Here is a 23,152-nt window from a genome sequence, read left to right as displayed (position 1 = left end):
AAGGGGGAATAGAAGAATGGATTTTGGAGCTTTAGGTAATTTCTTACCATTGATCATTATCATTGCGTTAATGTACTTCATGTTAATCCGTCCAGCGTCAAAGCAGCGTAAAAAAACAGCAGAAATGCAAGCAGCTTTATCACGTGGGAACAAGATTATTACAATCGGGGGACTACATGCAACGATTGATGCAATTGACGATAAAACAGCAGTAGTTGTATTAGAAGACGGTACAAAAATGCGTTTTGAGCGTGCAGCAATTGGTCGTGTTGTAGAAGACGACGCAGCTGAATAATCAGTGTATAAAAGACACACTGGGACATAAGTGTAAAAACACTATCCCATATGAGCATAAGAAAAACTGGAATCGCGCTGTGGCGCGGTTCCAGTTTTTCGTTGCGAACGTTAAAACGAAAAGTGAAGTATTTTGTCCCAGACTGTTTTTTTGTTTGAATAAATTGGAATTAAAGGTGTAATATAATAAAGATGGTATAAAGGTTATAATAGATAGGTCATGAATCGCTTTTATCTGAAAAATGTGAAATAATAGAATCAACTCATGTTTGAAGGAGCGAATGTTTTATGCCTACAAAAGATGAAAGACCACGAAAGATGGCGGATAGCCAAACCTATGCAAAAGTTTCAAAGTCTGAAAAACGTTTACGCTTTTTAGGTTATGTGATTATGACCATATTAATCGTGGCGATGCTTATTTGGACAGTCCGTGTATTTCTAATGTAGAGGAGGCGCATTTTACATGATGCCATTCGAATCATTGTTTCAGCAGTTGCAAACGGTTTTAAATATGAAGTGTGAAGATTTACAGGCTCAAGGTTTGGAGCAACCGAATCCATCTGCTATATGGCACTATTTTGTTCATCAAAAATGGTGTGATGTGGAATCAGAGGAAGAAATGCATATTCACCAGATGGTCAGTGATTTACTAGCTTTAACAAAACAGCAATATTGTACATATATTGAGCAAACATCATATAAAATGACACCATTTGCTGAATTAGAAGAAGAAGAAATTGCCGCATTACTCGAAAGTTAGAAAAAATTTACTGAGAAGGTTTGACAGCAGGAAAGCACTGTTTCATAATAGACCTGTTACGAATAACGGTGACAAATTGACGTTATTCCATTATAGTAATAATATATTGGTATTATATTACTGCATTTAAGAACAAGCGATGTGTTAAATGTTCAGGGAGGATTTATACATGAAATTGAGAAGTCGAATTGTTGCTTTCTTCATTGTTGTCATTGCATTATTTGCAACAATGGGAGCGACAACAGAAGGCATCGTAAAGAACATTAATCTAGGTCTTGATTTACAAGGTGGATTTGAAGTTCTTTATCAAGTAGAACCTTTAAAAGGTGCTAAGCCCATTACAGAAAAAGATTTACAAGCCACTGTAACGGCCATTCAAGAACGTGTCAACGTGCTTGGAGTGAGTGAGCCGAGTATTCAAATTGAGAGTGGTAATCGCATTCGTGTGCAGTTAGCTGGTGTTAAAGATCAAGATGCCGCACGAGAATTATTAGCAACACAAGCGAACCTAACATTCCGCGACGTTAATAATAAACTATTATTAGATGGTCGCGATTTAAAACAAGGTGGAGCAAGTGATGGCTTCGATTCTCAAACGAATCAACCAATCGTATCATTAAAATTAAAAGATGCGAAAAAATTCAACGAAATCACAACAGACCTTTCACAACGTGGACCTGGTCAAAACTTAATGGTCATCTGGTTAGATTATCAAAAAGGTGATACGTACGAAAAAGAAGCCAAAAAAGAAGCTGCTGGTCAAAAGCCTAAATTTATCTCAGCTGCGTCTGTACAAAAACCTCTGAACACAACAGATGTTCAAATTTCAGGTAACTTTACTGTACAAGAAACAAAGGATTTAGCAGGTATTTTAAATGCAGGTTCATTACCTGTTCAATTAAAAGAAGTGTATTCAACATCAGTAGGGGCGCAATTTGGTCAAGATGCTTTAAAATCAACCGTACTGGCTAGTATCATTGGTGTTTTAGCTATCTTCGTCTTCATGTTAGTTGTTTACCGTTTACCAGGTGCTATCGCAATTGTGACATTAAGTGTCTTCACATTCATCACATTATGGATTTTAGACATGATTAATGCAGTATTAACATTACCAGGTATCGCCGCTTTAGTATTAGGGGTAGGTATGGCAGTCGATGCGAATATCCTCATGTACGAGCGTCTAAAAGAAGAAATTCGTGTTGGTAAGTCTGTAAAACAAGCGTTTAAAGCAGGTTCGAAAAACTCATTCTCTGCAATCTTTGATGCGAACATTACAACATTATTAGCAGCAGGCGTATTATTCATCTTCGGCGTAAGTACAGTAAAAGGTTTCGCAACAACATTAATCATTACGATCTTAGTCAGCTTCTTAACAGCTGTTTGGGGTACGCGTGTATTACTTGGCTTACTTGTAAACAGTGGTTACTTAGATAATAAGAAAACATGGTTCGGTGTGAAAAAATCAAGTATTCATGGCATTGAAGAAGGCTTTGATACATTAGATTTAAAAACGAAATTCGACCGATTCGACTTCGTTCACACACGTAAGCGTTTCTTCACGATTTCAGCTGTTCTTATTTTAGCTGGTTTAATCGTTCTTGGAATCTTTAAACTAAATTTAGGAATCGACTTCTCAAGTGGTGCGCGTGTTCAATTACAATCTGAACATAAATTAACAACACAAGAAGTAGAGAAATTCTTAGATAAAACAGGCTTCCCATCTGAAAATATTGTCATTAGTGGTGACAAATCAGAATATGCAGCTGTTCGTTATGATAAAGACTTCTCAAAAGAAGATGTCCAAAAAATGAACGCAGCCGCAGACAAAGCATTTGGTTATAAAGCTTCTGTAAGTTCTGTATCACCAGATGTAAGTAAAGAGATTGCACGCAATGCGATGTATGCACTGGCCATTGCAGCAGTCGGAATCATTATCTATGTAGCAATTCGCTTCGAATGGCGCATGGGCATTGGTGCGATTGCCTCACTAATCCATGACATATTCTTCATGGTAGCGATCTTCAGTCTGTTCCGATTAGAAGTCGATATGACCTTTATCGCAGCGGTTCTAACGATTGTTGGTTACTCAATTAATGATACGATTGTTACGTTTGACCGTATTCGAGAGAACTTACATCGTGCAAAAGTTATTAAAACACCAGATGATTTAGCTGATATTGTCAATAAATCATTACGTCAAACATTAGGTCGTTCGGTTAATACTGTAATGACAGTCATCATTGTTGTTGTATCATTATTAATCTTTGGTGCACCATCAATTGAAAACTTCTCAATCGCGTTACTAATCGGTTTAGTAACAGGTATGTATTCATCTATTTACATCGCAGCACAGATTTGGTATGTATTAAAAGTACGCCAAATGAAAAAGCTTGGCGGTAAAGTGAATGTAGAGAAGAAAAAACGTCAATGGGGTTCAGATGAACCACAAGTATAATATTTAGACTAAAGCACTAGCTTATGAAAATAAGTTAGTGCTTTTTGTGTAGAAAAATATATTCAATTTATCTATCTGATGATATAATTCGGATAGAGAAAGGGGAGATTCAAGTGAAATATACAAAAATTCTAGTCGGCAGTCTCTTTCTAGCATGGCTTGGTTTTCAGCCAATTTCAGCCCATGCCGCAACAGAGGTAGAACACGTATCTGTTTTTTATAAATCAGAAGCAGGGAAGGAACTAATTTTAGATCAAGCAGAAAACGCAAAAAAATTAGATGCAATTGATGCAGTAGTGGGAACATTTTCAAAAGAAGAAATTAAAAAATTAGAGGCTTCTAAACAAATCGAGGTTGTACATACAGGTACACGAAAATTACGCACACAAGATGTTGGGCTTCCTGTACCATTCGCAAATTTCACAACGAATTGGAACCAACAATTAATTGCCGTTCAAAATGCATGGCAAAAAGGATTGGATGGTCAAGGCGTGAAAGTGGGAATTATCGACTCAGGTATAGCCAATCACACAGCCCTTCCAAAAGTTCAACACAAAACGATTATCTCTGACTCAAGTCAGATTACATACGCATCGAATGCTACATCACATGGTACATTTGTTGCAGGTATTATCGCTGCACAACCAGGAAAAGCAGGCAATGTAATTGGTGTGGCACCCGGTGTTGAATTATATAGTTATAATATTGACGGCAAAGACGGAGCTGATTTAATCGACTTCATGACAGCGATTAATTACGCCATCCAACAAAAAGTCAATATTTTAAATATTTCGATGGGAATCTCTCAAGCGGACTTATTATTACCGAATGAAAAAGTAAGCGACAATCCATTATATATCGCAGTGAAAAAAGCATTAGATGCAGGTGTAATGGTCGTTGCAGCTTCAGGGAATGACGGGAAAAACCAAATTGATTATCCAGCCGCGATCCCAGGTGTTGTAGCAGTGGGTTCAGTTGAAAAGACGAAAAAGTTGTCTTACTTCTCCAATACAGGGAGTGTATTAGACCTTGTAGCACCGGGAACGGATATTACATCACTTGCATACAGTGGCGGTACATCTACCGACTCAGGTACATCGTTTTCAACACCACATGTGACAGGTTTACTCGCATTATTAAAACAAGCGTATCCAAAAGAATCTGCGAAACAACTAGAAAATCATCTCTATGCAAATGCAATAGATTTAGGTGTAAAAGGACCTGACGCCATCTACGGTTACGGACTCGCACAATTTCCGTCTAAAATTTTAACAGCGAGTTTACAGCCAGTTGAATCAGCAGCTGCTAAATATGTTCGTGTGAATCAATCCAAAATTAAAACAATCGTTCGAAAAATGAATAATAAAAAAACAGTTCATTATGTAACGGAATTTATACCGCTTTATACCGTTACAAATCAATTAACGAAAGCACAAAAAACAAGTGTTGAAGCATACCGCAAAAAAGTCGGCGCAACGATTATTTCAAGTACTCAAAAATCGAGTCGAATCAAAGCAACGAATTATACAACATTGAAAACGAAAAAAGCATCGACATGGACATGGGCAACACCAGTGAAAAAGTCGACAGTTCGTACATCGGCATATGCAGTATATAAAGACGGTGCGAAAGTATCAGGCTTCACCTTCTCAACGAGTGCCTCAGGTAAATATACAAAAGTGAAAACAACGAAAACACTCGCCAAAGGCACGTATTATATGACACTCGATCCGAAAAACGTACGCACAACGAAAAATAAAACAGTGAAACCCGTCATTGTGAAATATGTAGTGAAATAAAAAATCGACTTCGGCATGAGATGCTGAAGTCGATTTTTTGATATGGAAAGAAAATTACTAATCAATTTCGATGGAACCACCATCAGAGTTGGGTGTTAAAGAGGAGTCGATTTGACCATTTGCCCCCCCACCTGTACCAGAATTATCATTATCTATATTTGGTTTTTGATAAATTACTTTAGTACCACCAGACATAGTTATATTGTTCCCTATAAGAGCCCCCGTAATTTCACCCCCACCACTTACATTAATATTAAATTTTGGAGCATAAAAATAAAGGGGAGTTTTTGTAGAACTTCCTCCACTGATTCTAACATCTTTTTTAGCGATATCATTATCTCCTCGTAATATAATATTCCCAGAGAGCTTTATCCCTCCATTTATATCAATAGGCGCATATAAAAAATCTAAATTAACAGCATTTTCAAAACCACCATTTATTGTAGGTTTATTATTTCCAGTATAGTAAATATTAGTTTCTTTACTATTTATTGTAGTAGTATTATTTAATTTTAGAGAGTCATATGCAAAAATATTTACTTTTTCTGTCATATTCATTGTGGAACTAGAGCCGAATGTAACTTTATTAGAATATATATTTAAATTTTTAGCATTAGATATATGACCACTACCTGATTGAGAAAATTCATCTGCGGAATAAATATTAATGTTATTCGCTGATTTTAAAATTGCAGAACCGGAAAGAGAAAAGTTACCTTTTGTGTAAATATTTATTGAATTGCCAAAGAAATTTATATTACCGCTACCCTTGGAAAATGAATTTGAAAAAATAGAAATATTTCCTTCACCCTCAATATTAATATCTCTATAATCAAAATCTGCTTTTTCAATGTAAAAATTCACATTATTTTTACCAATATTCAAAGAATTTTTATAAAAATCTTGGGTACTAACTTTGTAATTTCCAGAAGGAATAGGATTTTTATTAGGGATACCTTGTTGAATATTATTAGGTAAATTTGGGTTTGTAATGTCATTTAATGAAATAAATTTATTTATTGGAAAGTCAGGGATTTTAGGCATTTTAGAATCATTGAAAGTGACATCCTTATTTTTTATTGCAGTTGAAATTCCTTGATAAGAAGAGTCCCCACAAATATTGTTCTCTTTCCACCAGCTACAAGGTCTGTAAGTAGTGCCGGATGTTGAACCAGTATAAGAAACGCTTCCTGAATTACTTGTAAATGGATATTTAATATCTGACGGCTGAGGACCAGAAAAACCTAAATTGCCTATAATGCTACCATTTGATAAGTCTAAATTATTTATAGCATGAATGGCATATTTAGAAAAACTAAATTCTTCTTCGGCTGGTTTTTCAGTAATTGCTAACTTATAACTATCCACCGATTGAACCGTTCGTTTCTTTTCATTCGCTGAATCAGTTGATTTGATGATTCCTGTCGATGTAATCGTGAATTTAAGTTCAGTTTCTGAAACGTTCATTACTGTTTTCACATTTGCCTTCGCGTTCTTTCGTTTGAATAGATCTGTACCGTACTCAACTGGTTTTAATTGCTCTGAGAGTCGTCCTTCCGCAAATGTTCTTAATTTATTTACAAACTGCTCCTTCGTTAATTTTTGATCTTTTACAGATTTAACAAAATCATCATAAACCACTTTCGCAATTTTCAATTCCTCTTTCTTCTGATTCAGTCCTGCTTCTGCAATGTAATACGCTGTTTGGTCTTTGTTTTCTTCTTCCGATAATTTCTTCGATGAGCTCGTCGTTGTTAAAATGCCGAGTCCGAGTACGGTGACAACGGTAATAACGAGTAGGGCAATGACAAGGGCATAGCCATCATTCGATTTTACATATTTTCGCATCGCTTATCCTCCTCTAGAATAAAGTGTCGTTTCCACTCTTTTGCCGTTCGTATTTTCGATCTTTAAATAGATTCCTTCCTGTGCACTCGGTATTTTTGATGTGCTTGGGCAGTCTGATATTGATGTGCTTTTTGAAGGCTCTTTCGTACTTTGAACACAGAATGAACGAATCTTTGTTTGATAAGGTGCGCCATTTTTCCTTAATGTATCGCCTGTTTTTGTATAGGTATAGGTCGCAATGACTTTTTCTTGATTATTTTCTTTTGTTTTAAATACAACCTGATTATTTTGAATGTCGACAATTTTTGTTTTTCTAAAATCGCGTGTGATTTCTTTCATAATAAAAGAAAGTTCATTCAAATTCGTTGTATCGTCTACTTGTGATTTATATTCTTTGTTGGAGAAGGTGAGCAAGTTGAATAGAATGGCGCCGACAATCGTCAAAATGACGATGACTGCTAATACTTCGACAAGTGTAAAGCCTTTTTCGTTTTTCATATTAATCACCTGCTCTCATAATATTCTCCATCTGTGCTTTTGGATTCACTTTTGGTTGGCATGGATCTACAACTTTTCTCTTGTCATATACCGACACCATTACATTGCGTAATGTAGACTTCGGATTAGAAAATACTTCCACAACGACCACTTCATTTTTATATTCGTGATCCTTTATGTAAATCGTCTTAGTTGGTGTACAGCTTTTCATTTGGTATTTTAATAATTTATGCAAGATGATTTTCATACTTGGGTTAGTCTCTTGTTTCGTTGTTGCATAAATTGATTCCATCTCTTGTTGTGCAGTGTATGTAGCGTCAACTGTCTTCTTCGACTCAACCGTTGTTTCTCTGCCTTTAAAGAACAGTGTAAAAAAAGAAATCAAAATGATACTAATTAGTACAAAAGCAGCCATGACTTCTACGAGTGAAAATCCTTTTTCATTATTATATGGCATCTTAATTCCCCCAACATGTAGTTTCCTAATATATCCTTCTTATTATAATGTGTAATAAAAATATAGTCAAAAAACACTATTCGTTTTCGTATTTTGTCACAAAAAAATTTAAAAATATGCTAATAGTTATGGAAGTTTCCATTTTTTTGAGTTATATTATAATTATTCAAGCAAATATTAGTTATATTTTCCATATAAAAAGCATTTAAAGGAGATTCAACATGAGTCTATTTAAGAGAATCGTCATATTTACGATTTTAGGTACTATGACGCTATTTTTCATACATACATTATCCGTACAAGCGAGTGGTAGTCAGGCGAAAATTGGTCCAGTCGATGTAAGTGGGATGTCGCAAAAAGAGATGCGAAAAGAAACGCAGAAAATTGTCGATGTGTGGCAAAAGAACGATATTATCATCCGGATTGGTCGAAATGAAGTGACGGTATCGGGCGAAGATTTTAATTTTGATGTACAGCAATCTGTTAATGATTTATTGAAAAAGGTTGATCAACCATGGTATGACTTTTGGTCTCCTACACCAAGTGCTTCTGTTGACCTAGTGGTGAACGAAACAGAAAAGTTACGTCAAAAGCTACAGCCGATTTTAGGGGACGAAACGGATTTACAGATGAAAGAGTTGCTGAAACAAGTTGCGCTTTTACCGAATCGACCGTTAAAAATTGAACGAAAAGATTTTCCGTTTGAAGAAGGTATTGAAATTTCATCTGCTTCTATCAATTTGAAGGAAGATGAAGTAGAGTCGATTACGCAAATGACGAAAAATGTGAATGGTGTATTAGTGAAGCCAAATCAGGAATTGTCATTCTTCCAACAAGTTGGCGTGCCAGAGAGTATTCGTTTAGGGAGTATTATGGCATCTGCACTTTATCAAAATGCATTACAATCAGGATTTGAAATTGCCGAGCGTCATCAAGCACTCTTACAGCAGAACTATACAGAGCCAGGAATGGAAGCTGTTATTAAACCGTCTAAGCAGTATGATTTAAAGTTCGTCGTGTCACGTGATTCATCGATTAAGATGCGTGCAGAAGTAGAAGGAAATACATTGAATGTGAAGTTTTACATCGCAGCAGGAGAGAAAAAGCCAGATGTAAAAGTATACACAGCAGATGAGGAATCGATTCCGAGTGGTGTGATTTATCGTTATAACGAATCACTAGGCGCAGGTGTGACAGCGTCTGTTCAACAAGCGAAAGATGGATTAACAATCTCTGTATATCGCCAAATTCGAACAGAGAAGGGCGAAACAAAACGAACGTTAATGAGTAATAATTATTATGCGCCAATTCATGAAGTGATTGAAACGTCGAATGAAGAAGTCATTGTGGAAGAACCAGTGACACAGAATCCGGAAGTGGATAGTTCATTTGAAGTGAATGAAGATACAACAGAAGTACCGACAGAGGACGATGTAGTAGCACCGACGCCACCACCGAATGAACCAACAGCAGATGAATTAAAAAATGCGACTGTGGATTATTCAGAAGATGAGGATTATTACTATTACATTTATTCCGTTGAAAAACAGAAGGGTGGGCGTAATCAGTGAAACAAGGAAGAAAGCGACTAGGTGATTTACTTGTCGAAGCAAATGTATTAACGGAAGATCAATTACAACACGCACTAGCAATCAAACAACCGAATGAGCGATTAGGAGATGTATTGATTAAGGAGCAGCTCGTAACCGAACAAACGTTAATCGAAGTCCTTGAATTTCAGTTAGGAATACCTCATGTGAACTTGGGGCAGTTCCCCATTGATTCAGAAATCATACAATTAGTACCAAAAGAAATTGCGAAACGTTATTTACTCGTTCCTTTACGAAAAGAGAAAAATAAATTATTTGTAGCGATGGCAGATCCAATGGATTACTTTGCGATTGAAGAATTGCGTATGTTGACAGGGTTCCGTATTGAGCCTTGTATCGCAACAAAACAAGATTTAAATAAAACCATTAGTAAATACTATGAACTACAAGCAACGATGGATGCGGCACTTAGTGATTTAGTCGGCACAACAGAAGAAGATAATTCTGACATTGTGGCAGAAGATTCACCAATTGTTGTACTTGTGAACCAAATTATTAACGATGCGGTGGTACAAGGTGCGAGTGATATTCACTTCGATCCGCAAGATAATGAATTCCGCATTCGTTTTCGTGTAGATGGTATGTTGAAAACAGAACGTTCATTACCGAAAAGTATGCAAAATATGGTCATTGCCCGTTTGAAAATTATGGGGAACTTGAATATTACCGAGAGTCGTTTACCACAGGATGGACGCATTCAAATCCAAGCACAAATGCGAGCGATTGATATCCGTCTATCGACATTGCCAACTATTTACGGTGAAAAAGTGGTAATGCGTGTGTTGGATACGAAGAATGCACAAATCTCAATTAATGGCTTGAAATTCTCGGAGCAGAATCAACAGAAGTTTGAGCGTATGATTCGTAAGCCGAATGGCATCGTTCTTATTACAGGTCCAACAGGTTCAGGTAAATCATCTACGTTATCGGCAACATTGAATGATTTGAATGATGAAGCGCTAAATATTATTACGGTTGAAGATCCGGTGGAGTATCAATTAGAAGGTATTAACCAAATTCAAGTGCGTGAAGAAGTCGGGTTAACATTCGCCGCTGGTTTACGCTCCATCTTACGTCAAGATCCCGATGTCATTATGATTGGTGAGATTCGTGATACCGAGACAGCACAAATGGCGACACGTGCTTCATTAACAGGTCACTTAGTATTTAGTACGCTGCATACGAATAGTGCAATTGAGTCGATTGATCGTTTAAAAGATATGGGGATTGAGCCTTATTTGATTACGTCGTCACTTGAAGGCATTGTAGCACAGCGTCTTGTACGTCGTGTTTGCCGAGATTGTGGTCGTACACGTGATGTCACTGCAACAGAACAGGCTGTGTTATTAAAATATGGTTTCCATTCAGCGCAAGTGCATGCAGGAGTAGGATGTCCAGCATGTAATCACACAGGCTATCGTGGTCGAATTGCGCTACATGAAGTATTTGAATTAGATGAAGAAGCGAAGCAACTCATTTTAGCAGGTGCCGCTTCAAATGAAATTTTACAAAATGCGATGAAAAAAGGATATGAGCCACTCGTACATGATGGCTTACAAAAAGCATTGAACGGTTTGACAACCATTGAAGAAGTCATTCGCGTCGTTACAGATTAAGTAGGAGGGTGCAAAGATGTCTAAAGACATAATTGAATTATTAACAAAAGCTGATGAGCTGAATGCATCCGATTTACATATTACAGTCGGAATTCCACCTACTTTTCGTGTAAATGGAAGACTACAAGCTTATGGAGAAGAAAAGTTATTGCCAGATGATTTAGAGCGTATGGTGAAATCCGTTATTCCTGAATTTCGCCTAGCAGAATTCGAAGAGCGTCGTGAACTCGACTTCAACTACTCACTTCAAAACCGCTGTCGTTTTCGTATGAATGCCTATCATCAACGTAATAGTTTGACGCTTGCTGCACGTAAGATTGACTCAACGATTCCGACGATTGAGCAATTAAATATGCCGCAAGTATTATATCGCTTATGCGAAAAGCCACAAGGACTTATTCTTGTAACAGGTCCAACAGGTTCAGGTAAGTCGACAACACTTGCTGCGATGATTGATTTTATTAATAAAAATCAAGCGAAACATATTATTACATTAGAAGATCCAATCGAGTATTTACACAGTCATCAAAAATCCATTGTCAATCAACGTGAAGTTGGTTCAGATACGAAAAGCTTCGCCAATGGATTGAGAGCGGCACTTCGACAAGACCCCGATATCATCTTAGTCGGAGAGATGCGTGATTTGGATACGATTTCAACAGCGATTACAGCTGCTGAAACAGGTCACTTAGTTATGGCGACGCTTCATACGAGTAGTGCACCGACAACAATCGACCGAATTATTGATGTCTTTCCGCCACATCAACAAGGACAGATTCGTGTTCAATTAGCCAATGTCTTACAAGGAATTGTATCGCAACGTCTATTCCGTCGTATTGATACGGAAGGGCGTATCGCAGCGACAGAAGTGTTAGTTCAAACCCCTTCTGTTGCAAACTTAATTCGAAATGATAAAGTTCACCAAATTTCGAATATTATGCAGACATCGCGTTCTCTCGGGATGCATACGCTCGACACATCGATTCAACAATTACTAACGGAGCGTAAAATCGACTTCGAAACAGCGCAAACATTTATGCGTACAGGTGATTTAGGATGACCGTTTATAAATATTCTGGGCGCTCAAAACTTGGTGAACAAAAGAAGGGCTCAGTTGAAGCAGAGAGTAAAACACAGGCAATCGCGAAGATTCGTGATTTAGGTATTAGTCCGCGTGAAGTGAAAGAATCGAGCAGTATTCTACATCTGGATTTAACGATTGGAAATGCTGTGAAGATGGAGCACTTTGTCATCTTTTGTCGTCAGTTTGCGACCTTGATACGTGCAGGTGTTTCGATTGTCGAGTCGATTCATATCTTAGCGGCACAGACGGAGAGTAAGGCGCTGAAAAAAGCACTCTATACAGTAGAAGACGACCTTCGTGCTGGGATTGCCTTTTCAACATCCGCTGTGAAATTCCCGAAAGTATTCCCTACGCTATTCGTCAACATGATGAAAGCAGGGGAAGCGACAGGGAACATGGACGATACGTTAGATCGTCTTGCAGGAAGTTATGAAAAGACATTCAAATTAAAAAAGAAAATTCAATCAGCGATGATGTATCCGATTATGCTGATTATTTTAATTTTAGGTGTTGGTGCATTCATGCTGTTATGGCTTGTACCACAATTTACACAGAACTTTGCGAGCTTTGGAGCTGATTTACCACCGATTACTGTATTCGTACTAGGACTGAGTGATGCGCTAAAAGCGTATTGGTGGCTATTCTTAGGCATTCTTATTGCAATTATCGCAGTGTTCAGTTTCTTATTTAAAAATAACAAGCAATTCCACTTTGGTGTGTACTATGTGTTACTGAAAACACCAATTTTCGGACCTGTATTACAAAAAGCCGCGATTGCGCGCATGACGCGTACACTTGCCTCGCTCTTTAGTAGTTCTGTACCGATTTTAAATGCACTGACGATTGTGGAGAAGATTTCAGCCAATCCGATTATTGAAAAAGTATTGCGTGAGGCGAAGAAGTCGCTTGAAAGCGGCAGTTCACTCGCAGAACCATTAGAAAAGAGTTGGGTATTCCCACCGCTTGTAACACAGATGATTCTCATTGGTGAGAAGACAGGTTCACTCGACTATATGTTAGAAAAAGTAGCTGAGTTTTATGAAGATGACGTGGACCGTACCGTTGATGCCCTAAAGTCACTTATTGAACCATTAATGATTGTCTTACTAGCAGGAATTGTCGGTTTCATCGTCGCAGCGATTATGATGCCAATGTTAAGTCTATATGAACAAATCTAAAATAAATATCACCTTGAAGGGAGGTGAACGTACAATGACAAACGAACGTACTTTCAGCAAGGACAAAAAAGAAAGAGGAGGGATTTCATTGAGAAATCTACTAAATAAGAAATTAAAAAATGAAAAAGGTTTAACGCTAATCGAGTTACTAGCTGTTATCGTTATTCTAGCAATCATCGCGTTAATCGCAATCCCAGCAATCGGCAACATTATCTCGAACTCAAAATCAAAAGCAGTATTATCTGATGCAACAACAATTATTTCAGGTGCTAAAACTGCGATTGCAGACGGCGTATGCGGCGCACCAGCAGAGGATAAATCCGTTACATGTACAGGTGAACAATTAAAAGATTATGTAGAGGGATTAAAATCAGGTAATGAGTTAGTAAAAACAGATACTGTTAAAAAAACTGCAACTGGTGAATATCAAATTACTTATACAGCTTTAAATTCAAATAATGTGAATGAAAAGTATATGGATTTATTAAAAACAGCAGGAGCAACAATTACAGCTGGTACCCCATCAAAAGTTACTTTAGTCACACAAAAACAATTAGCAGATGTAATGGGCAACAAGTAGTAACCAGCCTTTCGTTTAGAAGCCGTCCTTCGACGGCTTCGTGCCGAAGTGTTGGTTTGATTTAGAAAAGTAGGAGGCAATCATGATGAAATTGGGCTCGAAGAAAAAGGTTGCGTTGACATATAATGATTATAAAATCCAATTATTTCAATATCATGAGCAAGATTTAACGAAAGCGATCTTAATTGAGCAAGACTTACCAAAAGACTTGATTCGAGACGGTGCAATTGTTGATGAAGTCGGTGTATTTGAATTAATTAAACAAATTGTAAAAGAGTCTAAATTAAAAGGGCAATCGGTTATTTTTACGGTGCCTGATAATGCATTAACGATGCGTAAAGTCGATTATCCACTTGATTTAAGTGGTGCTGCGATTAAAGAATATTTTGAACTAGAAATTGGGCAGTCAGTACATTTACCATTTGAAGAACCGGTCATTGACGTAGTCGATTTACCAGAAGAAGGACAGGCACTATTATTTGCGACAAATGGTATCGAGATTCGAAAAATTCAAGGGATTTTATACGATGCGGGATTAAAGCCAGTCGCTGCCGATGCCCGCGCACTAGCGACGTTGCGTATGGTAGAACAAATCTTCCCGGAATTTGTTGATCGTATTACGATGACGGTGGCAGTATCGATTAATGAATTATCGCTATCAATTTATGATAAGGGTGTACTTGAATTCATTCGTTATCATACGATTGAAACGGAATTAGTACAGTGGGAGCCGACAGAAGAAGGCGACCATCTAACATTTACGTATAAGGGAAATACGAGTGAGTATCAAATGGATTTAATGGAAGCGTTAGCTGAAATGAATCGTATTATGAACTTCTATCGTTTCTCGATTAATAAGGATCAGCAGAATGTCGAACAAGTTATATTACTAGGGGATTGTCCTGAAATTACATACATAAAAAATATGTTAGAGAGTCAGATGGATATTCCGATTTATACATTAGAAGATAGTCGGGTAAAAGAACAGTTCCCAGCACTACATGCGAGTAATGCGGAAGTGGTCGGCTTAGCATTAAAAGATGAATTATTATCAGCCATTCCAAACATTAACTTACTTCCATCATTCAAAGCTGAAGGTAGTAAGAAAGTATGGATTTGGGGAGCAGCCGTTGTCGTGACAATTTTGATTGCGAGTATTGCGCTTTGGAATGCATCTATCTCGAAAGAAATTAAAGCATTAGAGCAAGAAAAAACAGCGAATCAAGCGATTGTCGATGATGAAAAAGCAAAAGTAGCAGCTTATGAACAAGAGAAGCAAAATTCACTGGATGCGGCAGTAAAAGTGATTGAACGTCTCGCCTATCCTGTGACGCCGGTCATGGATGCCATTCGAAAAGATTTACAGCCGTATGAATATGAGCTGAACTTTACATTTAGTGCAAATCAAGCGACTGTCGATATTCAATATGAAACATTTACGCAGGTCGCAAATTATGTCGATCAGTTACAGACGAATCCGTTATTTACAGATATTAAGGTCACAACAATTGAAGTGAATCCAGTAGAACTACCGAACGCTGCGACGAGTGTACCGCGTCACAAAGCGCAGTTAACGCTTGATCTAAACTTAGCCAAATTAATTGAAGGAGAGAAGGAGTCATGAAAAAACAGTTAAACAGACAGCAACTCATTCTCATCCTTCTTGCGATTTGTTTAGTAGGCGCAGTTGTTTATGGTATTTATGCGTATATATTAGAACCAAAATGGTCAGAACGCGATGCCTTAAAAGCTGAAAATGTACAGTTAGTAGATGAAGCGTCGAATTTACGTATTCAATTGCAGCAAGATCAAAAGAACGCGGAAGCATCAAAAAGAAGCGATGCGGAATTACGTATGAAAGTACCAAAAAATCGTGATATTAGTCAGTTAATTCGTATGCTAGAACAGTTTGAAGGGCAAACAGCAACAGAAGTGAGCAGTGTCGCATTTAATAACTACGATGCTTCTGCAAAAGATACGCTTCAAGGTGATACATCAAATGAAGAAAATACGTCTGATTCAAATACGCCGACAAAAACAACCGAAGAAGCTGAAAAACAAGTAGAAGATGAGGCGAAAAAAGAGGAAACAGATGAAACCAAGACAGAAACACCAACATCTGACCTTGCCAATGGAGAAATTCTTGGTAACATGGAGTTAATTACTGTGTCGTTCACTGTATCGGGTGAAGATATAGCAGATGTGCGTCAATTTTTACAAAATATCGAGCGCTATCCGCGTTTAATGAAGATTGACTCGGTTGATTATGAGATTGCAAATCCAGAAGCGGCTGTCGAACAGCAAACGACGGATCCAGCAACCAATCCAGACGATACACCTGCTGAATACCCTGTACAAGCAAACGTACAGATTACGACATTTTATGCAAAAGATCAGAAATAGTAGGTGATGAAGTTTGGAACTGTATTACACAATCGTATTCGCTTTAATCGGGTTAGTATGTGGTTCGTTTTTTAATGTAGTTGGTATGCGCTGGCCAAAAGGGGAGTCGATTATTCGACCAGGGTCGCATTGTGAAAGCTGTCAGACACCTCTTACTGCGCGTGATTTAGTACCTGTTTTTAGCTATCTCTTTTTACGTGGGAAGTGTCGTACATGCGGTGCAACATATGGACCTTTTCACGTCATTATTGAAGCATTAACGGGTATTCTCTTTGCGTATGCTTATGCGCAACTTGGGTTTTCAAAAGAACTGGTTGTAGCACTATTACTGATATCATTATTAGCGATTATTACCGTATCTGATTTACTCTATACGATTATTCAGGACCGCGTATTATTAATTTTTGGTACTTTAATTGCCATCATGCGCATCATTTCACCATTACAACCGTGGTGGGATGCGATCTTAGGTGCTGTATTTGGCTTTAGTTTATTATTGTTACTATCCATTCTTTCAAAAGGCGGTATGGGTGGTGGCGATATTAAGCTGTATTTTGTGCTGGGATTAGTTTTAGGGCTTAAACTAACATTCCTATCCTTATTCTTTGCGGCACTTATTGGTCTCATCGTCTCCATCATTTTACGACGTGGGTTCGGGAAGACGATTCCGTTTGGACCATCGATTGCGGTGGCAACATTCATCGTTTACTTTCATGGTGAGGCCATTTTCAATTGGTATTTACATCTATTTACATAATCGTAGCGCATCGATTCTTCGGAAAAGATGCGCTCTTTTTATATCAAATGGTATCTATTCGTCCATGACTTTCGTTATAATGAGTAGATGAGGAAGTGAGAATATGACAAATAAAAGATGGCGCATTCAACAGCCAGATGAACAATTAGTGACGTTATTTCAACAAGCTTTACAGTTACCGACACTTGCGGCCAAAATTTTAGTGGCACGCGGCTTTCAAACAGTCGAGGAAGCACAAGCTTTTTTACATATGGATGAACAAGTAGTACACGATCCTTTTCTAATGCATGGTATGAAAGAGGCAGTAGAACGTATTCAACAAGCCATTGAGCAACAACAGTCGATTCTCGTATATGCCGATTACGATAGTGATGGTATTACGAGTGCGACGGTGTTAAAAAGCGCTCTAGTCGAGTTAGGTGCAAATGTTACACATAGGATTCCGAATCGTTTTATCGACGGTTACGGGCCTTCAGAGCGATTATTTAGACAGGCGGCAGAAGATGGTATTCAACTCATCATCACAGTCGACAATGGGATTGCAGGGAATGGTCCGATTGCTGTTGCAAAAGAACTAGGTTTAGATGTTATTGTGACAGATCACCATGAACCAGCAGGGACGTTACCAGAAGCAGATGTTATCATTCATCCGCGTATTCCAGAAGGGCAGTATCCGTTTGGTGAGTTAGCAGGTGTGGGTGTCGCGTTCAAACTAGCACATGCCTTACTCGGACGATTCCCAGAGCATTTAGTGGAGTTTGTAGCGATTGGTACAGTAGCCGATTTAGTACCACTGCATGATGAGAATCGCTATTTAGTGAAGCGTGGGTTAGAACATTTACAGCGCACACAGCACGTATCGCTACAAGCATTAGCGAAGGTATCAGATGTTGCACTTGAAGAGATTACAGAAGAAACACTCGGCTTTTCATTCGGTCCGCGCCTAAATGCGATTGGTCGATTAGGCGATGCGACAGAAGCAGTCGACTTTTTAATGACGCAAGATGCCGACACTGCGATGCAAATGGCGACATTGCTTGATGAGAAAAATAAAGAGCGAAAAGATATTGTGGCAGATATGACGAAACAAGCGATTGATATGGTTGAAAATATCGATGAAATTCGTGACTCACGTGTCCTCGTTGTCGCAGAAGAAGGATGGAATCCAGGTGTAGTAGGAATTGTCGCTTCTCGTTTAGTCGAGCGCTATTACAAGCCAACGATTGTGCTTGGTATTGATTTAGAAAAAGGAATTGCGAAAGGTTCAGCACGTAGTATTGAAGGATTTAATATGTATCTAGAACTCGACAAAAATCGCGATATCCTTCCTGCGTTCGGCGGACATCCGATGGCAGCAGGTATGACACTTGCGATGGAAGATGTTGATGAATTACGTGAACGACTTCATGAGCAGGCAATGGTCTGTCTAACAGAAGAAGATTTGATTCCGATTTTAGAAATTGATGTTCCTGTCGATGTGTCAGAAATTGATGTTTCAGCGATTGAGGCAGTTCGAACACTGGCTCCGTATGGTGTTGGATTTACAAAACCAATGTACGGTATTCCGAAAACGTCGATCCAATCCATGCGTAAAATTGGTGCGAATGAAGACCATGTGAAGATGGAGCTTGGCGATGGTAAACATACACTGGATGCAATTGGTTTTCATAAAGGATATTTAGCAGATGAATTAACAAAAGGAATTGAGCTATCATTTGCGGGCGATTTGCAAATTAATGAGTGGAATAATCATAAAAAAGCGCAGTTATTAATCTCAGATGTACACACAGATGATTGGCAACTATTTGACTTGCGTGGTGGTAATAAAATCTCAAAATGGCTTCAAAAAATGCCGATTGAAGAAACGACATTTATCGCGTTCAAGCGTGAAACAGTCGACTATTTTACAACGCTCATTCCAAAAGAAATTGCGCTGTATGACGAGGAAGAAGAATTATCTACGTATACGTCATATATTGTCTTTTTAGATTTACCAAAGCATGAACAACAAGTGAAGCATATTTTACAAACGGTTCAACCGATGCGTGTGTATGCGCATTTTCATGTAGCGAATTCACACCTGTTTGAAGGGATGCCAACACGTGAACAATTCATCTGGTACTATAGTTTTTTGAAAAAACGTCGTGAATTTCATTTACGTCAACATCTAAATGATTTAGCCAAACATAAAGGATGGAGTCGTGCGATGTTGATTTTCATGACACAGGTGTTTTTTGAACTGAAATTTGTTACAATAGAGAATGGACTTGCGAAAATTATAGATAATCCAGATAAGCGTGCAATCGAGTCTGCAACAATCTATAAGGAACGCAAGGAACAAGTAGCTTTAGAACAAAAACTCTTGTACGCCCAATATATGGATTTAAGAGATTGGTTAGACTTGTGTAGACAAGAACAATCAGTTTCTGAGGAGGAATAAGGAAACCATGGATTTAAAAAAATACGTAACAGTTGTTGAAAACTGGCCAAAAGAAGGCATTTCATTCAAAGATATTACAACAATTATGGATAATGGCCCAGCTTACAAATATGCGACAGACCAAATTGTTGATTATGCGAAAAAAATGGGTGCTGAACTAATCGTAGGCCCTGAAGCGCGCGGTTTCATTACAGGTTGCCCGGTTGCCTATGCTTTAGAAATTGGCTTTGCTCCTGTTCGTAAACCAGGTAAGTTGCCACGTGAAGTGATTTCACAAGAGTATGACTTGGAATATGGTACAAATACATTAACAATGCATAGTGATGCTGTAAAACCAGGTCAAAAAGTATTAATCGTTGACGATTTACTTGCGACAGGCGGTACAGTAGAAGCTTCAATTAAACTAATTGAACAATTAGGTGGCGAAGTTGTCGGTTGTGCATTCTTAATCGAATTAACAGAATTAAAAGGACGCGAAAAAATCACAGGATATGACATTTTTTCTCTTATGGAATACTAATATTTACGTCTTTTAAAAAAATCCGTTCAAAGAGTTTCGACTTTTTGAACGGGTTTTTCACTATTCGGTGAAGGAGCAAGGAAATTCATGTACTTAACCTTTACAAGATAGGTAGTTATTTTATACAATTATTCTTATATCTTAATCGGTAAATTTATGAAATAGGGTGAGCTGAACATGGCGAAAGATCGAGTGATGACAGTGGAAGAGGTTTTTGAAACGCTTACCTCTTATATGAACGAAGAACATGTGGCATTTGTAAAAAGAGCATATGATTTAGCGGAGGAAGCACATAGAGAGCAATTCCGCAGTTCAGGAGAGCCGTATATTCTTCATCCTATACAAGTTGCAGGTATATTAGCAGAGCTTCAAATGGATCCTGAAACTGTCTCGGCTGGTTTTTTACATGATGTTGTAGAAGATACGAATTATACGCGAGACGATTTAGTGGAGCATTTTGGTGAAGAAGTAGCGATGTTAGTGGACGGTGTAACAAAGCTAGGGAAAATTAAATATAAATCAAAAAAAGAACAGCAAGCAGAGAACCATCGCAAAATGTTTGTAGCGATGGCGCAAGATATTCGTGTCATCTTAATTAAATTAGCTGACCGTTTGCACAATATGCGTACGTTGAAACATCTACCGATTGAAAAACAGCGCCGTATTTCAAAAGAAACACTTGAAATTTTCGCACCGCTTGCACATCGTTTAGGGATTTCGACAATTAAGTGGGAGCTAGAAGATACAGCACTTCGCTATCTGAACCCACAGCAATATTATCGTATTGTGAATTTAATGAAGCGTAAGCGTGTTGAACGTGAACAATACTTAAATTCAGTAATGGAGGAAATTGGCGATCAATTAGATGATATTCGTATTGAAGCGGAACTTTCAGGTCGGCCAAAGCATATCTATAGCATTTATCGTAAAATGGAGATGCAAAACAAGCAGTTTAACGAAATTTATGATTTATTAGCTGTTCGTATTATTGTAGAGAGTATTAAGGATTGTTATGCAGCACTTGGGATTGTGCATACATTATGGAAGCCGATGCCAGGACGTTTTAAAGATTATATTGCGATGCCAAAACAAAATCTATACCAATCATTACATACGACAGTGATTGGCCCATACGGCGATCCACTTGAAATTCAAATTCGTACGGTTGAGATGCACAATATCGCGGAATACGGGGTAGCAGCGCACTGGGCTTATAAAGAAGGAAAAAGTGTACAGCCGGAACAACAAAATATTGATAGTAAATTAACGTGGTTCCGTGAGATTTTAGAATTCCAAAATGAATCATCGGATGCGGAAGAATTCATGGAATCATTAAAATTCGATTTATTCTCAGATATGGTCTATGTATTCTCACCAAAAGGCGATGTATTAGAATTACCAGCCGGCTCTGTACCAATTGACTTTGCGTATCGTGTCCATTCTGAAATCGGTAACAAGACGATTGGTGCGAAAGTAAATGGTAAGATGGTACCTTTAGACACGCCACTAAATACAGGTGATATCGTCGAGATTATGACGTCAAAACAGTCATTCGGTCCATCGCATGATTGGCTGAAAATTGCCCAATCTTCACAAGCAAAACATAAAATTAAGCAGTTCTTTAAAAAGCAGTCGCGTGAAGATCATGTAGAAAAAGGACAGCGCCTAATTGAAGAAGAGATTAAGGCACAAGGCTTCGATCCAAAAGAGGTACTAACGTCAGAAAACTTCAAACGTGTTTGTGAAAAATTGAACTATGCGACAGAAGAAGACTTAATTGCAGCAGTTGGTTTTAATGGTATGACAGCACAACAAGTTGTTAATCGCCTAGCAGAAAAAATCCGTAAACAGCGTGACCATGAAGAACAGATGGAAAAAATCACGAAAGAGATGAACACGCCAAAAGATACGAAGCCAACTGAAACGGGTGTTGTTGTCAAAGGTTTGGATAATCTATTAATTCGTCTATCGCGTTGCTGTCGTCCCGTACCAGGTGACGAAATCGTTGGTTTTATTACAAAAGGACGTGGCGTATCGGTTCACCGAGCAGATTGTCCAAATGTTGCGACAGCAGATGAACAGGACCGCTTAATTGAAGTAGAGTGGAGTCAGGCATTACAACAAGACTCTAAATTATATTCGGTGGATATTGAAGTAACAGGTTACGACCGTCCAGGCTTTATTGCTGAAGTAATGGCAGTTGTATCTGAAACAAAAACATCCATTCTTGCAGTGAATGCACGTGCAAATCGTGATAAGATGGCTACGATTCATTTAACGTTACAAATTCGTGATATTCATCATATGTTAAAAGTAGTTGACCGAATTAAGTCGATTCAAGATATTTATTCGGTACAACGTGTGAATAATTAAGTAGGGAGCTGTTAACAGTTGAAGGTTGTATTACAAAAAGCAAAACAAGCTTCAGTGGCAGTAGATGGTCAAATTGTTGGACAGATTAATCGTGGATACGTATTACTTGTTGGTATTACAGCAAGTGATACAAAAGAACAAGTAGAGGCATTGGCGAATAAAATTGTGAAATTACGCATCTGGGAAGATGAAGAGGAGAAGATGAATCGTTCCATTGTTGATGAACAAGGTGCGATTCTATCTATTTCACAGTTCACGCTCTATGCTAACACGAAAAAGGGGAATCGTCCGAGCTTTACAGAAGCTGCACGCCCAGAAATTGCAGAACCTCTATGGCAGGAATTCAACGATACGCTTCGCCGCTTAGGTATGCATGTTGAAACAGGTATTTTTGGAGCGATGATGGATGTTCAATTAACGAATATTGGACCAACAACGATTCTGCTAGAAGCATAATAAAAACGAGGTTTGAGCATATGC

At 38.1% G+C, this 23,152-nt stretch carries 20 protein-coding genes; 17 read left to right on the top strand and 3 right to left on the bottom strand.

The window, feature by feature from the left end; all coding sequences use genetic code 11:
• Positions 1-16 precede the first annotated feature (16 nt).
• The 5 genes from yajC to MHB75_RS07200 all read left to right on the top strand — a co-directional run bounded on the left by yajC (position 17) and on the right by MHB75_RS07200 (position 5,308).
• Positions 17-295, top strand: coding sequence for a preprotein translocase subunit YajC (gene yajC, locus MHB75_RS07220; RefSeq protein ID WP_068452329.1), 279 nt, complete (start codon positions 17-19; stop codon positions 293-295).
• A 287-nt stretch (positions 296-582) separates the two neighbouring features.
• Positions 583-741, top strand: a complete 159-nt coding sequence (locus MHB75_RS07215; RefSeq protein ID WP_156422332.1) for a hypothetical protein — start codon at positions 583-585, stop codon at positions 739-741.
• 16 nt (positions 742-757) lie between these two features.
• Entirely contained in the window at positions 758-1,054 is a 297-nt protein-coding gene (locus MHB75_RS07210) for a post-transcriptional regulator (RefSeq protein WP_141273617.1), read from the top strand.
• A gap of 169 nt (positions 1,055-1,223) precedes the next feature.
• Positions 1,224-3,509, top strand: coding sequence for a protein translocase subunit SecDF (gene secDF / locus MHB75_RS07205; RefSeq protein ID WP_340996790.1), 2,286 nt, complete (start codon positions 1,224-1,226; stop codon positions 3,507-3,509).
• A gap of 113 nt (positions 3,510-3,622) precedes the next feature.
• Positions 3,623-5,308 (top strand): S8 family peptidase, encoded by a 1,686-nt coding sequence (locus MHB75_RS07200; RefSeq protein WP_340996788.1) that lies wholly within the window; start codon positions 3,623-3,625, stop codon positions 5,306-5,308.
• Positions 5,309-5,365: 57 nt separating this feature from the next.
• On the opposite strand, the gene MHB75_RS07195 is transcribed toward MHB75_RS07200, so the two are convergent.
• Genes MHB75_RS07195 through MHB75_RS07185 form a run of 3 tightly spaced genes read right to left on the bottom strand, consistent with a single transcriptional unit; the run spans position 5,366 to position 8,111 of the window.
• Positions 5,366-7,156, bottom strand: a complete 1,791-nt coding sequence (locus tag MHB75_RS07195; protein ID WP_340996786.1) for a pilus assembly PilX N-terminal domain-containing protein — start codon at positions 7,154-7,156, stop codon at positions 5,366-5,368.
• Positions 7,157-7,159: 3 nt separating this feature from the next.
• Entirely contained in the window at positions 7,160-7,654 is a 495-nt protein-coding gene (locus MHB75_RS07190) for a type II secretion system protein (RefSeq protein WP_340996785.1), read from the bottom strand.
• A 1-nt stretch (position 7,655) separates the two neighbouring features.
• Positions 7,656-8,111, bottom strand: a complete 456-nt coding sequence (locus MHB75_RS07185; RefSeq protein ID WP_340996783.1) for a type IV pilus modification PilV family protein — start codon at positions 8,109-8,111, stop codon at positions 7,656-7,658.
• Between the two features lie 221 nt (positions 8,112-8,332).
• Here MHB75_RS07185 and MHB75_RS07180 point away from each other — a divergent pair, with 221 nt between their 5' ends.
• The 12 genes from MHB75_RS07180 (at position 8,333) to dtd (ending at position 23,128) form a co-directional block, all read left to right on the top strand.
• Complete coding sequence (locus MHB75_RS07180) at positions 8,333-9,682, top strand: VanW family protein (RefSeq protein WP_340996780.1); 1,350 nt, start codon at positions 8,333-8,335, stop codon at positions 9,680-9,682.
• Positions 9,679-11,337: a GspE/PulE family protein gene (locus tag MHB75_RS07175; RefSeq protein ID WP_340996778.1), complete on the top strand. Its 1,659-nt coding sequence runs from the start codon at positions 9,679-9,681 to the stop codon at positions 11,335-11,337. The genes MHB75_RS07180 and MHB75_RS07175 overlap by 4 nt, the downstream gene beginning before the upstream one ends.
• Before the next feature lie 16 nt (positions 11,338-11,353).
• Positions 11,354-12,397, top strand: a complete 1,044-nt coding sequence (locus MHB75_RS07170) for a type IV pilus twitching motility protein PilT (protein ID WP_340996777.1) — start codon at positions 11,354-11,356, stop codon at positions 12,395-12,397.
• Positions 12,394-13,599, top strand: coding sequence for a type II secretion system F family protein (locus tag MHB75_RS07165; protein WP_141273635.1), 1,206 nt, complete (start codon positions 12,394-12,396; stop codon positions 13,597-13,599). The genes MHB75_RS07170 and MHB75_RS07165 overlap by 4 nt, the downstream gene beginning before the upstream one ends.
• 88 nt (positions 13,600-13,687) lie before the next feature.
• On the top strand, positions 13,688-14,179 hold the full coding sequence (locus tag MHB75_RS07160) for a prepilin-type N-terminal cleavage/methylation domain-containing protein (RefSeq protein ID WP_340996772.1): 492 nt from the start codon (positions 13,688-13,690) through the stop codon (positions 14,177-14,179).
• Positions 14,180-14,261: 82 nt separating this feature from the next.
• Positions 14,262-15,803, top strand: a complete 1,542-nt coding sequence (gene pilM, locus MHB75_RS07155) for a pilus assembly protein PilM (RefSeq protein ID WP_340996771.1) — start codon at positions 14,262-14,264, stop codon at positions 15,801-15,803.
• On the top strand, positions 15,800-16,582 hold the full coding sequence (locus tag MHB75_RS07150; RefSeq protein WP_340996768.1) for a hypothetical protein: 783 nt from the start codon (positions 15,800-15,802) through the stop codon (positions 16,580-16,582). The genes pilM and MHB75_RS07150 overlap by 4 nt, the downstream gene beginning before the upstream one ends.
• A gap of 13 nt (positions 16,583-16,595) precedes the next feature.
• Positions 16,596-17,339: a prepilin peptidase gene (locus tag MHB75_RS07145; protein ID WP_340996767.1), complete on the top strand. Its 744-nt coding sequence runs from the start codon at positions 16,596-16,598 to the stop codon at positions 17,337-17,339.
• Between the two features lie 103 nt (positions 17,340-17,442).
• Positions 17,443-19,779, top strand: a complete 2,337-nt coding sequence (gene recJ, locus MHB75_RS07140; protein ID WP_340996766.1) for a single-stranded-DNA-specific exonuclease RecJ — start codon at positions 17,443-17,445, stop codon at positions 19,777-19,779.
• A gap of 7 nt (positions 19,780-19,786) precedes the next feature.
• Complete coding sequence (locus MHB75_RS07135; RefSeq protein WP_068452380.1) at positions 19,787-20,299, top strand: adenine phosphoribosyltransferase; 513 nt, start codon at positions 19,787-19,789, stop codon at positions 20,297-20,299.
• A gap of 177 nt (positions 20,300-20,476) precedes the next feature.
• The gene (locus MHB75_RS07130) at positions 20,477-22,672 is read left to right on the top strand and encodes a RelA/SpoT family protein (RefSeq protein WP_340996764.1); all 2,196 of its coding nucleotides are present in this window, start codon (positions 20,477-20,479) and stop codon (positions 22,670-22,672) included.
• An 18-nt stretch (positions 22,673-22,690) separates the two neighbouring features.
• The gene (dtd, locus tag MHB75_RS07125; protein ID WP_340996763.1) at positions 22,691-23,128 is read left to right on the top strand and encodes a D-aminoacyl-tRNA deacylase; all 438 of its coding nucleotides are present in this window, start codon (positions 22,691-22,693) and stop codon (positions 23,126-23,128) included.
• The last annotated feature ends 24 nt before the right edge of the window (positions 23,129-23,152 follow it).

It is taken from the genome of Kurthia sp. FSL E2-0154 (assembly GCF_038003625.1).
Lineage (GTDB): Bacteria > Bacillota > Bacilli > Bacillales_A > Planococcaceae > Kurthia > Kurthia gibsonii.
This window is presented reverse-complemented; position numbering and strand designations above follow the sequence as displayed.